Below are 13,673 nucleotides of genomic sequence, written 5' to 3' on the forward strand. Positions count from 1 at the left end.
TATTTAAGTAAAATCAAAACACTGTTAATCTTATGATTTTCAGTGTTTTGTGTTTTTAGGTATATCATCTAAAATCAATTAAAACCATCTAAAATCATATCAAGGGTGTTCTTATCGGGAACAGACTATTACACTTTATGTTGTAATTTACCGCTACATTAATGTTTTTCTCGGTTAACTTTTTTGTACTGACATACGCTTGTAAAAAGAAAATGCTTAGGGTTGTAATGAGTACTCGCTTCATTTTTATATGTTTAATGTCTCGGGTTCCAATTTGCACTTGTTTTCTTTCCTGCAGCATCAAAATAGTTGACCGAAGCCAACTCTTTTCCATTTTTATAGGTATATACTATTCGGGCAACGCCCCAAGTGGTGTGGTTGGCAGGATTTCCCTTTACATCAAAAAACTTGCGTTCTATTAAATGTCCATTTGTACTGTAAATCCATTGTTCGGTGGCATAACCTACAGATGGGTCAACAACAATTTCACTTTTCAAATTATAGAATGATTTACGAATCGAACGATTTTGGACATCCAATTCGGTTTTTACCTGATGCACCCCGCTTCCCTTTATTTGAGTGGGATTTTCGTCTTTATCAAAATAGCTACGGGAAACTTCGTGCATACCATCTGTTGTACGGGTCATTTTTATCCATCCCACACCGTTGGTAGCATTGGTAGGCTGTTTGTCCATACCAAAGAACCTCCTAGAGGTAACATTACCGAAATTGTCATGTGTGTATTTTACCAAATGTGCCCCCCAATTGGTGGTCTGTGGTTTTCGGTCAGCATCTATGAACATAGATGTGGCGTGTTCGTACAAAGGTGCGGGCGTATATCGAATCTCGGCAATATTGCTCATGCCCCGTTTGGGGTTAAACGCTTCGTCAAGGTTTAGCCACTGAATAAAAAAGGTATTGGCATCGTACCCAATTTTTGTGTGGGCAATACCGGCTTTATCGGGTGTAATTTCCGCTCCCTCTTTGCCATAATTGGTCATAAGGCGGAGCAGTCCACGATGGTCGTAGGTGAATTTGGTAATATAATAGCCAAAACCGGGGCGGTTACGCTGAATATTCCGGTCTATATCATATCGTTTTTCAATGACCGTTCCGTCCGGGTTGGTCGACCATTCATAGGAAGCGATTCTAAAATCATTTTCGGTGGGGTTATCATTAACATCATAAAATTTCAGAGAAGTACGGTCGCCATTTTCATCTAAAGAAAAAACGGATTTGTACACATCGCCCGAAACAACCATTCTATCACCAAATTCGTTGTAAAACGTTCTGATTTCCTGATTTTTATTGTATTCAATGTTGATTTTCGGGGCTCGAACAAATCTATCCTTAAAGGCTTTTAGTTTTCCGTTTAACAGATATTGCACCTTAACCAATCGGTTATATTGGTCGTAGTCAAATTGAAAATGGTTTACTTTTTCAGCTATTTCTTTAGGTAATGGCCGTGTGCCTTTTATATCGGCATAAGGCGTCTCCCGAAAGGCAATTCCCGCATAATATTCGCTTCTAAACGTGGTGTTTTCGTTCCAATCTATTTTCTGAATGAACCCGGCTTTATTGAACGCAATGGTAAAATACAACTGCTCTGTCATTTTATCATAAAACAATCCATTCGGATTAATCAATTTTATGGATTTGGCTTTGCCAACTTCATTTCCTGCTTGGCCCGTACCGGCAAGTACTTCAATCTTGCCATCTAGGGAAACCGTATAGATTCTATGGCCCATCAATGCTGTCACATAGATGGTATCATTAATGATTTTTAAATGCCCCGTACGCCATTGTTGGTTTCCGGGAATGGTGGCAATAATTTTTTGTGAACCATCTGGACCGATTTTTACAATATTGGCATCGTTAAAATTGGAAACATACAAATTGCCCTTGCCATCAAAATCAATGCCTCCTGGATTTATCAAGTGTTTTCCTTCGGCATGGATGGAAACTTTTCCCTTTGGGGTTATTTTACTGATGTATCCACTGGCGTCATTCACATTATGAGTTACATAGATGTTGCCCTGTTCATCCATGGTCATTGGGCCGGCACCGGGTTTGGTATCTGCAAATTTACTTAGGTTACCTTGTTGGTCAATTTTGGATACTTGTGGGGCATTCCATTCCGAAACATAGAAACTTCCGTCTTTTCCTTTTAAAATATCAATAGGTCCTTCAAGCCCCGAGGCAAACACGGAGACCTCTCCTTGTGGAGAGATTTTGTAGACTTTATCGCCATTCCAACCTTCGGTGGCATAAATGGTTTGGTCGGTATCCATCCATAGCCCATCAGTAGAAATTACTTCGTTCAATTGTAGCTTGCTGATATTTTGGGCGATAACGGATGTACTTATGAGGCATATGAGTAAAAAAAGTGCCGTATGCAGTAGGTATTTTATGTTAATCATTTTTAAATAGGTCTAAAATTATTTTGGCGGATTGATTATCAGGAAAATGTTTCTGATAATCGGTGGCTTCCTCGATAATGATGGCGTGAATGTCTTTCTCAAAAATTTCTTTTACTAAAAAACTTAGTTTTTTTGTTTCTTTTGTATCATCCATAAACATGGCATAGAACAAGGCGGAAGAGGTGTCGGGGTCAAAATTGTATGTTTCTGGATGTTGGGTTTTTAATTCCTTCCAAAGTTTTACGGCTGCATGCAATCCTTCTTTTTCATAAAGGTTGGTAACAGGAATAAACGCGGCAGGTTTTGATATCTTTAAATCGATATTGAGCATTGTTCTTAAAATATTTCCTGTAATTCGCCCTACGGGAGCATTATCAACATTCGCAAGGACTATCACACCCAAATTTTCTTCTGGTATTAATACAAAATTGGTTGTAAAACCCACATCGCTTCCACTATGGCTGTAAATAGTATTACCTTCGAAAGATTGAATTGACCAAGCTAAACCTCTATATCTTTCATCGCCTCGATCAACCCAATGGTTCCAGAGTTGATCGTAAGCCGATGGTTCTAAAATTTTAGTACCGTTCAGATTTCCTTTGTTGAGATTTGCCAAGGCAAACTGCGCCATATCCATAATATTTGAATGCAAGGTTGAACTTGGTGCGTGTGCTCGATTATAGGGATAGGTATTCCAAGTTTTGTTATAGCTAAATCTCATATGCGGCGCTGCCCATTTTTTTGGTAGCTCTTCAGTTTTCAGAAAAGTAGAATGGTACATATTGAGGGGTTTCAGAATGTATTGGGTTTGATAGGCTTCAAACGACATTCCCGAAACTTTGGCTATCACATCGCCCAACACTTCAAAGGCAATGTTGCTATAGGCATATTTTTCACCGGGATTGCTATTGAGTTTTAAATCGAACAGGCTTTTCACATAATCTTCTAATGCGTTGTCATCGTATCTCGGATTGTCCCAACCATAATCATCAGTATCGGGCATTCCAGATATATGGCTCAATAGCTGTTGGATGGTAATGTCTTTATAGCGCTCATCGTTCAATTTGAAATAAGGCAAGTGTTCAACTACGAGGTCGTTTAAACTTAACTTCCCCTTTTCTTCCAACTGCATGATAGCCGTAGCCACAAACAGTTTGGAAATGGATGCCATATGAAAGACCGAATTGGTTTTTATAGGTGTTTTCTCAACCATATTTTGATTCCCAAATGCTTTTGCATAAGCGAGTTTTCCATCTTTTACGATTCCCACCGAAAGTCCGGGCAAATCATATTGTTGTATGACCTCTTCGAGATAGGTGTTGAGCTTTGTTCGTGTTTCCTCTTTAAGAATGTTCCCCAAATTGGATTTTTGCTGAGAGGAGCATGAAATGGTTGTAAACAAGAATAGTATGGATACGGATGTGATGATATATTTTCTGTTCGTTTTTTGATTGTTTTCCATTTTGGTTACGTTGTGCAATTTTTAATGATTTTGTTCAGGGTGTGGTTCATTTGATCCAATTCTGCTCGTGAGATTCCTTCTAAGGCATATGCGCGATTCTGTTGAACTATCTTTTGTAGGTCATCTTTGACTTTCAGTCCTTTCTGGGTCAGGGTTATTTTGAACTTTCTTCGGTCCTGTTCATGTATGGCTCTTTTGAGAAACCCATTTTTTATCATAAGTTCAATCATTCGGGTCACGGAAGCATTGTCCTTAAAAATCAGTTCTCCGATATCGGATTGTGACAAATCAGGTTTGTCCGCTATAAAGAAAAGGATAAGGGCATGGTCTACCGTAATCTCATTATCCAGTTTATGAATCTTTTTTTGGGCAAACCTTCGATATTCCTTAATGGCTCGTTCAATTGTATAAAAAACGGTTCGAGTTGGCAATCCATTCATTTTTATATTATTTGATGTAAATATAGTTGTTATATCAAATAAAATATTTAATTGCTTATTTTATTATTGGATAATTATAAATTAGACTTAAAAATAAGAAGGGGATATAATAGCTATATAGAACACGTTAAGTTAAAAATGATTTGTAGTTCCTTTTGCTATATTGAATTTTATAAATACCGGCAGATTAAGTTTGAAAACTATTTGTAGCTTTGTAAAAATTAATAGCTTTTGCTTCAAAAAGTTGCTCTTTACATATTGTGTTCTTATCGGGAGCATATCAAAACCAACAGTGTTTAAAATACTGGAATTCAACTACTTAAAATAACATTTAGGGGTTCAGTCATCCCGACAAACCACTAAATGGGTGGTATCAAAAAAACTTTCAACTTACTGATTGTCAGTTCTTTTCATTTTTTTATATATTCAATCGAACTCATTTAAAATTATATCAAGGGTGTTCTTATCGAGAACAAACACTCCACCTGCAATGGGTTCACCGAACTTGCACATACTGCTAAAAAAAGTACCCTGCTTCATAGTACCTTTTTGGTTTTAGGTTGTCTTATGGAGAGAAACATCTAAAATTTGATTTGAGATGGAAGGACCATCAAATGATTTTATTAAAAAATGGTTTTCCGATAATCCAAAAAAAACAGGCACTGATGATGAGGCCTTGGACGACCTAGTGGCACAGTGGAAGGAAGAAAAACTCCTTGAGGACCTGTCCATATTCGACACTAAGGACTCCGATCCGGCATTTGATGTCATATTGAAACGCTTGCCGAACAAAACCCCGGTCAAGGTCTTTACACAGCGTAAACTGATGTATTATGCCGCTATTTTTGTTCTTGTGATCGGCGGGGCGTTTCTTTTCAAAACCAGACTGTTTCACAAAAAAATACAAACCTACACCAACCGTATCGTATTGACCATGGAGGACAAGGGGTCGGCAGTACTTACACCTGAACCCAATACCATTTATGATTCCAATGGCAAGGCCGTTGCAACGGGCAATCTAGATGAATTAACCTATTACAAACAAAGTATAGGTAGTATGCACAAGCCCGATTTTGGGAAACCGCATCAACTGGGTTACCATACCTTAACGGTTCCGTATGGCAAGACCTTTACCGTAACCCTATCCGACGGCACCAAGGTATTTTGTGATTCGGGCACTACTTTAAAATACCCCCTAAATGGCGATGGGGTTACTGGGCGCCATATCGATTTAGAGGGTCGAGCCTATTTTGAAGTGGCCAAAAACAAACTCATTCCTTTTACCGTGCATACCAAGACCATGGATGTTGAGGTGTTGGGAACCCATTTTAACATCAGTGCGTATCCTGATGATGTCGCCAAGACTGTTTTGGTCGAAGGGGCGGTTACGGTTAAATCCGGCCATAATGGAGCGGCAATTCTTCTAAAGCCCAATCAGATGGTATCCCTTGATAATGCTACTCAAAGTTTTCAAAAAAAAGAGGTCGATGTCGATATGCATACTGCTTGGCGCAAAGGTGAGCTTGTTTTTGACAATGTTCCTTTTGCTTCCATTTTAAAAACCTTTGAACGTAAATATGGGGTGCGCATTTTCAACGCGAACCAAGAACTGGGAAAACGATTATATACCGCAAAATTCCAAACACAGACCATTGATCAGGCCATAAGGGCGTTTCAGGCTGAGGCAGGTTTTGCTTATGAAGTAACAGAAAATGGTATTTACATTAAATAATAAACTCAAAAAGTGAATTTTATAATGAAGATGAACATGGCAAAAAAGATGATGCTGTCCTTGATTTTTATTCTCGGACTTCAATATGTAATGAACGGGCAAATACTGGATCCAGTAAGCTGGAAAACATCGGTGCAGAAAATTTCGGACTCGGAATATGAGCTGACCGTTACGGCCAATATAGATCACGGCTGGCATTTGTATTCACAGCAAGTTCCTGAAGGTGGGCCGATTGCAACTGCTTTCTCCTATATCGAGAATACAACGTATTCTTTGGTAGGCACAACCAATGAATCCAAGGGAAAAACGGTGAACGACCCTATTTTCAATATGCGTATTACCTTTTTCGAAAAGAGCGCTACGTTTAAACAACGTGTTCGTGTTTCGGATGGGTTTAAATCGATAGAGGGCATCGTGGAGTATATGGTTTGCGACGATCGGCGATGTTTGCCGCCAACGGAAAAAGAACTGCACTTTAGCTTTGGCGAGGAGGCCGTACCGGAAACGAAAACATCCGAAGGGGCGGCTATCGATAATGCCCATGTGAACCGTACCCTATATGGTATGGATAGTGGTGATGTTAAAGAGTATTCGGGTGCTGGCACCGAAAATACCCATACGGCCAGTGCCGAGGTATCCGACAACAAATCACTCTGGGGCATTTTTGGCCTTGGTTTCTTAGGGGGGCTTTTGGCATTATTGACCCCTTGTGTTTTTCCTATGATTCCGCTAACGGTTAGTTTCTTTACCAAATCAGGAGCGGAATCAAATAGCAAATCGGGAATTTTCAAGGCGTTATTGTATGGCCTTTTTATTCTGGCCGTCTATCTGTTATTAAGTATTCCCTTTCACTTATTGGACTCGGTCAACCCTGATATCCTTAACGAAATATCGACCAACGTATGGTTGAACCTTGCCTTTTTTATCATCTTTCTGTTCTTTGCTTTTTCCTTTTTTGGCTATTATGAATTGACGTTGCCTTCGAGTTGGACATCCAAATCCACCCAAAGCGAAGGTATTGGAGGGGTATTGGGCATCTTCTTTATGGCCCTTACCCTAGCCCTTGTCTCGTTCTCTTGTACAGGCCCCATTCTTGGGTCATTACTGGCAGGTTCACTTTCTGCTAGTGGTGGGGCGTGGCAGCTTACGGCAGGTATGGGTGGCTTTGGCGTTGCATTAGGACTGCCTTTTGCCCTGTTTGCCATGTTTCCAAATATGATGAAGGCCCTGCCCAAATCAGGAGGTTGGCTAAATACGACCAAGGTTATTCTTGGGTTTTTGGAATTGGCCTTGGCATTTAAATTCTTATCGAATGCCGACTTGGTACAACATTGGGGGATCTTGAAAATTGAGCCTTTCTTGATTATTTGGATTATCATATTCATTGGATTAGCGCTTTATCTCTTTGGTTGGGTGAAATTTCCACATGATTCCCCTTTAAAGAAAAGATCCGTATTTAGAATTGGTGGAGGGATCCTTGCGGGCGCCTTTGCCCTATACCTGGCTACCGGTTTTCGGGTAAATCAGGAAACCAAGATGTTCACTCCCCTTAAGTTGTTAAGTGGTTTGGCACCACCGGTTGGTTATAGCTTTCTAAGGCCCAACAATTGCCCGAACGATCTGAATTGTTACAAAGACCTCAAAACAGGTTGGGAACATGCCAAAAAGGTGAACAAACCCATTTTGCTCGATTTCACGGGCTATGCCTGTGTGAATTGTCGAAAAATGGAGGAGCATGTATGGTCAGATCCAGCCATCGATGCCCTTATTAGGGATAATTACGTGTTGGTTTCACTTTATGTCGATGACAAAAAGGAGCTAGAGGATTCCGAACGTATACAAGTTGGTTTGGCCAATGGCGGCACACGCACCCTTAAGAACTATGGCCATAAATGGGCCCATTTTCAGACCCAATTTTTCAAAACGAATTCACAGCCCTATTATGTACTGGTAGATCCAGAAACCATGGAACTGCTCAACCAGCCCGTAGGCTATACCCCGGATATCGATGCTTATGGCAATTGGCTCGAGAAAGGAATTCGGAACGCTAAAAACCAATAAAGTAAGTATAATCAAAAACGCTATTTACGATAATGAAAAGAAGACTTTTAATTCTATGTTTAATATGGACTTCGGTTCTTCGGGTAACCGCACAGGACAAGTACGAATGGAAAACGGCCACCGAGGATGGATACACCTATGATTATGTGACCAATGATCCTATAAAGGCCCGGTTTTATACCCTTGATAACGGATTGACGGTTATCTTGGCCGAAAATGATAAGGAACCGCGTATTTCGGTGAACATTCCGGTGCGCTCGGGCAGCAATAATGACCCCGCAAATCACACTGGGCTAGCCCATTATTTAGAGCATATGCTCTTTAAGGGAACCCCAAAAATGGGAAGTTACGATTGGGAAAAGGAAGCCCCCCTGATCGAAAAGATCACGACCTTGTATGAAAGATACAATCACACCACGGATAAGGCGGAACGTGCCGCTATTTATAAGGAGATTGATGCGGTTTCAGGGGAAGCCTCTAAATACTCCATTGCCGGTGAGTATGATAAATTGATGGGCTTTGTGGGCTCTCAGGGCACCAATGCCTGGACATGGTTGGAAGAAACCGTTTATAAAGAAGAAATACCCAACAATACCGTAGATGCTTTTTTGACCATACAGGCAGAGCGTTTTAGAAGCCCCGTATTACGGTTGTTCCACACTGAATTGGAAGCTGTTTACGAAGAAAAGAATCAAACCTATGCCAATGATTTCGATATTATTAGGGAATCGGCCATGGATGCCATTTTTCCGACCCACAATTACGGCCAACAGACGACTCTTGGCACCATTGAGCACCTCAGAAACCCTTCATTAAAGGCGATACAAAAATTTTATAATGAAAATTATATCCCGAACAATATGGGGGTCGTCATGGTCGGGGATTTTGATTCCAACGTCCTTATCAAAAAGATCGATAAGGCCTTTGCCTATATGCAGCCCAAGGAAAAAAAGGAATATAACGGTCCCAAAGAACAACCGATTAATGGCCCTATCGTCCGCGAGGTGTTTTCACCGAACCCAGAGAGCATAAGCCTATTCTATAGAGGGGGCGGAGCCAATACCAAAGATGCCCTGCTGGCCGAATTGGCTGCTTTGGTCCTCTCCAACGAGACTGCCGGTCTTATGGACATCAACCTAATGATGGAGCAGCAACTTCAAATGGCCTCGACAAGATTTAACCCCTATAAGGATTATGGGGTGTTCGTTGTAAGTGGAAGCCCAGAAGAAGGGCAGACCTTGGATGAGGTAAAGGAGTTGTTATTGGCACAAATTGGACTGCTTAAAAATGGTGATTTTGATGCCTCGTTGATCAAAGCCATTGTCGCCAACAAGAAACTATTGCGTGAAGAATATTTGATTTCCAATAACAAAATCTCCTTTTTGACCGATGCCTTTATCAAACATGAAGGTAAAAAATGGGATATGGATCTTCGCAAGCTTGATGATATGGCTGCCATTACCAAGGAGGAACTGGTCGCCTTTGCCAATCGCTTCTTTACAGACACCAATTACGCCTTGATATACAAACGGCAAGGAGAGGATAAAGATATACCTGAAATGGTTAAGCCGCCCATTACCCCTGTTGAGATGAATGCTGATAAGACTTCGGAATTTGTAGCAGATATAATGAAAGAGAGCTTTACCCCTTTACAACCAGTTTGGGTAGACTATCAAACGGCAATTACCAAGGAAAAATTAGGTGCGGCGGATATGTTATATGTTCAGAATAAGGACAATTCATTGTTCACATTGACCTATAAGTTCCCCTTTGGAAAATATTCCGATAAAAAGCTAGAGGCAGCCTCTGATTACATTTCCTTTTTAGGAACCAAGGATATGTCCGCCGAAGCTATTAATCAAGAGTTTTATAAGTTGGCCTGTGATTTTTCCGTTTCAGTAAATCAAAAGGAAACAAACGTCATCATATCGGGGCTTCATGAGAATTTTGAAGCTGCAGTGGCACTTTTCGAAAAGGTAATCGCAGAGTGTGAACCAGACGAACAGGTTTTAGAAGGGTTGAAGGAAATGTACCTGTCGTACCGGGCGGATGCCAAATTGGATAAGGATGAAATTGTTTCCGGGCTTAATACCTATGCGCTATACGGTCCTAAAAACCCTTTTAACTATGTATTTAGCGACGCTGAAATAATGGGCTTAAAAGCCGATGAACTGGTCGATAGGCTACATACCCTTGGAAATTATGAACACCAGATAACCTATTATGGCCCTGCTAGCATCACCGAGGTCAAGCAGAAACTCGGTCCTTTGCACAAGCTTCCCAAAACTTGGACCCCTGCAAAACCACAACTGGTTGACTTTGAACAAAAGCAGACCACAACAACGGAAATCTTATTTGCCGATTATGATGCCCCGCAGGCCGATGTGTATTGGCTTCGTAATTCCGGCAAATACGATGTGGAAAACGAGGCTATTACAAACTTGACCAATGCCTATTTCGGTATGGGTATGGGTTCAATCGTATTTAGTACCATCAGAGAGGCCAAGGCCTTGGCATACTCCACTTATAGTATCGTGAGCACGCCAAGTGAAAAAGATAGAAATCTGGTGGTAGTCTCCTATGTGGGTACACAGGCCGATAAAATTCATGAGGCCATCACCACTATGAACGGTCTGTATGTGGACCTGCCCGAATCCAAAATGCAATTTGATATTGCCAAGGAGGGGCTTAAAAATGATACGGAAACCAGCAGGATTGCAAGAAGTGAATACATGGACAACTACCTACAGAACCGAAAAAAGGGAATTGAGGTGAATCTCCGAAAGTTGAATTACGAGAAATACGATAAAATTGATTTTAATGCAATGAAGGCCTATTATCAAGAACAGTATAAAGACAAACCCTTTACCTATGTGATCGTAGGGTCGAAAAACAACATAGACTTAAACACCTTAAAACAATATGGCGAGGTAAAGGAAGTGAACCTAGAGGAAATATTCGGATACTAATACACAAAAACAATAAATAAATCATGAGAAAACCATTTTTAACGTATTTACTTGCCACCACATTGGTTTTGGCGATAACTTCTTGCAAGGACAAGGAAAAGAAAACAGCGAAGAACGAAACAATGGCCCAAGACGGATTTGTCTTAAGCGGAACCATTAAAAATGTGGACAGCGCCATGCTGTTTCTGGAATACGAAAACAAAGAAGGACGGGGCATTGACTCCATTCCAGTGGTCGATGGCAAGTTTTCCTTTAAAGGTGCAACGGAGTTTCCACATATGGCCTTTTTAGGGTTTACGGATTCCGAAACTTACATGGAAGCATTCTTTGTGGAAAATTCGGACATCACGGTAAAAATAGACACCACTGCAATGGAGGCTTTCGTTTTTGAAGGTTCGGCCACCAACAAGGAATTTGCCGAATTCATAAAAATCACCGAAACTCCTTATGCCTCAAAAATGGAGGCATTGTACGAGACTTATGAGACGCTGGAAGACGAGGCCGAAATCAAGGCCCTCGAGGCCCAAATGGAAGCATTGTCCATTCAGGCTGATAGTGCAACCAATCAGTATATAAAAGACCACCCAAACTCGTTCATAGCGGCAAATGCTGTTTTCGATAAGTTTGGATACAGTCCGAACCTTGATGAAATATTGCCTGTTTACAATGCTTTGGGCGATAACATAAAATCTTCCGCACTAGGTGAAAAACTAATGAAAGCAATAGAAATCGCAAAGAGAACTTCACCCGGGGTTATGGCAACGGACCTTACCATCAACAATACTGAGGGCAATCCCGTGACCCTATCAAGCTTAAGGGGTAAGTATGTGTTTTTGGATTTCTGGGCAAGTTGGTGTGGGCCCTGTCGTGCTGAAAACCCTTGGGTGAAAAAGGCGTATAAAAAATACAAGGACAAGGGTTTTGAAATCTATGCGATTTCCTTGGACGTAAACAAAGAGGCTTGGCTAAAAGCCATCGATGAAGATGGTTTACCCTGGATACATGTTTCCGACCTTACCAACAATAGCGAAGCAGCCAATATTTATGGTGTTAAAGGTATTCCGATGAACTTTCTGTTGGATAAGGAAGGTAAGATCATTGGTAAAAACATGCGCGGAGAAGAATTATTGGAAGCAGTTGGAGAATTATTTTAAGTCATAAGTCTATGCTTTTAATGTAAACTATTAGTTTTTTTGAGTTAGCTATTTATAAAAGCCCAAGGGTTGCATATGTAACCCTTGGGCTTTGTTTTTTAAAATTCCATGAAGTTTACAAACTTGGTTTTGCAAGTTGAATTAGCACCTAAATCACTTCAAATGCTCCTCTAAGTATGCCGTTATTTCTTCCGTTTTTGTGAAGGATAGGACGATTTTGCCTTCTGGGTCGATTAAGTGTTTTACTGGAATAGCATCTATACCATAAGCATTAACCGCTTCTTCATCAAGATCTAGAACATTGATCCAAAAAGAACCATTTTTTTTCAGATAATCAGACCATAGTTTTTCACTATAATCAAGGGAGACCCCGTAGATTTCGAATCCTTTTTCATGATATTTCTCACGCAATTTCCGCAGTTTTGGGAATTCACCAACGCAGGGGCCGCACCATGTGGCCCAAAAATCCAGCAATACGTAATTTCCCCTTAAAGAGGATAGGGCTATAGGGTTTCCTTCCATATTGGGCAAATCGATATCGATGGCCATATGGCCAGGTTTGGTTTTATTGAATATGTTGACCACCTTTTCAATTTGTATACCAATGGGCGTCTGCTTTATGCGATCACTGAGATTTTCATAAACATCCAACAGGGAGCCATCATGTTGAAAAAGAGAGAAGTTGTCGAAAACATATTGCGCGGCCACATAGGAATCTGGATTGTTCTGCACATATTTCTTTTGAATATCGACCAATTTGTGAACCAATTCATCGTTTTGTCTTTGTAGGGTTATAGTATCTCCCCCTGTTTCCGCAGCGATCTCATATGCTTCGGAAACGGCAAGCCACTCTTTTCTTATTTCTATATACAAGGGAACGAATTTCCCGTAGTATTCATCGTTGGTCGGTGTTCCCGTAGCTGTTAACTTTGAATCGCTTTCGATTTCGGCAATGTCAATGGTCAACTTTAAAGTGCCATTTTCCAGAAAAACGGGATAATCCCAAAAATAATGCTCACCTACAGTTATTTCGGCATATACAGGATGAGCAATGGAACCTCCAGCGTAATGGAATTGTCCGTTTGTGATTTTCACAGAGTCCTGTAAATTTTCACCATCCAACATATAGTTCAGATAAAGCATATCGGCATCGGTTCCGTTCACTTGGCCTTGCCAAGTACATTGTTCTAGGTCTTGGCTTGTCTTTTTGGCCTTGTTACCGCAAGCGCATAACAGCACCGCGCCGAGTATTAAAAAAATACCATTTCGTAAGGTTTTTTCCATAGTAAAGGGATTGTGGTTTGTTTTAAGGGTGATTTATATGTTTTAGCAAAAGCAGTTTCTTAGGAAACAGCGGAATGGTTGATATAAGTTCAAGGATTCTAAAAAAAACTGTTCGCTGTAAATATTCGAATACAGCGAACAGAATTCTTTT

At 40.6% G+C, this 13,673-nt stretch carries 8 protein-coding genes; 4 read left to right on the forward strand and 4 right to left on the reverse strand.

Annotation, left to right across the window (positions count from 1 at the left end; genetic code table 11):
• Positions 1 to 254: 254 nt before the first annotated feature.
• Genes HJC33_RS04545 through HJC33_RS04555 form a run of 3 tightly spaced genes read right to left on the reverse strand, consistent with a single transcriptional unit; the run spans position 255 to position 4,322 of the window.
• A complete protein-coding gene (locus tag HJC33_RS04545; protein ID WP_171657614.1) occupies positions 255 to 2,420 on the reverse strand; it encodes a virginiamycin B lyase family protein in 2,166 nt (721 codons plus the stop codon).
• Positions 2,413 to 3,882, reverse strand: coding sequence for a serine hydrolase domain-containing protein (locus HJC33_RS04550; RefSeq protein WP_171657615.1), 1,470 nt, complete (start codon positions 3,880 to 3,882; stop codon positions 2,413 to 2,415). Before HJC33_RS04550 ends, HJC33_RS04545 begins: the two co-directional genes overlap by 8 nt.
• A 5-nt stretch (positions 3,883 to 3,887) precedes the next feature.
• Positions 3,888 to 4,322: a MarR family winged helix-turn-helix transcriptional regulator gene (locus tag HJC33_RS04555; protein ID WP_171657616.1), complete on the reverse strand. Its 435-nt coding sequence runs from the start codon at positions 4,320 to 4,322 to the stop codon at positions 3,888 to 3,890.
• 598 nt (positions 4,323 to 4,920) lie between these two features.
• Between HJC33_RS04555 and HJC33_RS04560 the strand changes: the two genes are divergently transcribed.
• Genes HJC33_RS04560 through HJC33_RS04575 form a run of 4 tightly spaced genes read left to right on the forward strand, consistent with a single transcriptional unit; the run spans position 4,921 to position 12,238 of the window.
• Positions 4,921 to 6,054 (forward strand): FecR family protein, encoded by a 1,134-nt coding sequence (locus HJC33_RS04560; protein WP_171657617.1) that lies wholly within the window; start codon positions 4,921 to 4,923, stop codon positions 6,052 to 6,054.
• 24 nt (positions 6,055 to 6,078) lie between these two features.
• Positions 6,079 to 8,115 (forward strand): protein-disulfide reductase DsbD family protein, encoded by a 2,037-nt coding sequence (locus HJC33_RS04565; protein ID WP_246245489.1) that lies wholly within the window; start codon positions 6,079 to 6,081, stop codon positions 8,113 to 8,115.
• A gap of 32 nt (positions 8,116 to 8,147) precedes the next feature.
• Positions 8,148 to 11,084, forward strand: coding sequence for a M16 family metallopeptidase (locus tag HJC33_RS04570; protein ID WP_171657618.1), 2,937 nt, complete (start codon positions 8,148 to 8,150; stop codon positions 11,082 to 11,084).
• A 23-nt stretch (positions 11,085 to 11,107) separates the two neighbouring features.
• A complete protein-coding gene (locus HJC33_RS04575; protein WP_171657619.1) occupies positions 11,108 to 12,238 on the forward strand; it encodes a TlpA disulfide reductase family protein in 1,131 nt (376 codons plus the stop codon).
• A 153-nt stretch (positions 12,239 to 12,391) separates the two neighbouring features.
• Here the strand turns inward: HJC33_RS04575 and HJC33_RS04580 are convergent, their stop codons facing one another.
• Complete coding sequence (locus HJC33_RS04580; RefSeq protein WP_171657620.1) at positions 12,392 to 13,522, reverse strand: TlpA disulfide reductase family protein; 1,131 nt, start codon at positions 13,520 to 13,522, stop codon at positions 12,392 to 12,394.
• Positions 13,523 to 13,673 lie beyond the last annotated feature (151 nt).

The sequence above is a fragment of the Flagellimonas amphidinii genome, assembly GCF_013090115.1.
GTDB lineage: Bacteria > Bacteroidota > Bacteroidia > Flavobacteriales > Flavobacteriaceae > Flagellimonas > Flagellimonas amphidinii.